This window comes from Bradyrhizobium sp. Kon37 (assembly GCF_055807535.1).
Genome location: NZ_JBVVOY010000361.1, coordinates 1 through 231 on the forward strand (window position 1 = coordinate 1; position 231 = coordinate 231).

Annotated in this window: 1 protein-coding gene; it reads right to left on the reverse strand. The window is 51.1% G+C overall.

Annotated elements, in window-relative coordinates; all coding sequences use genetic code 11:
- Nucleotides 1-214 (reverse strand): hypothetical protein (locus AC0L3J_RS38485; RefSeq protein ID WP_473350634.1); only part of this gene is annotated, 214 nt, incomplete at its 3' end.
- Nucleotides 215-231 lie beyond the last annotated feature (17 nt).

Consider the following 231-nt stretch of genomic DNA (forward strand, 5'->3'; position numbering starts at 1 on the left):
GGATGAAAACTTCGCGCATCAGGAAGTTTTCATCCGCCAGCCATTTTTTCCACGCATACTCAACCAGACTCTCCGCCCAGTCCGTATATCCTTCCTCAATCAGTGCATGATGAATATCGGCATAACTACCGCCGCGTGGGAAATGGCGCAGGAACCAGCGATACATCACCGCTCCGATACGCCATTCTCGCAGGTCTGCTTGTGTAATGATCATTCGTTAGTGCCGGTGAT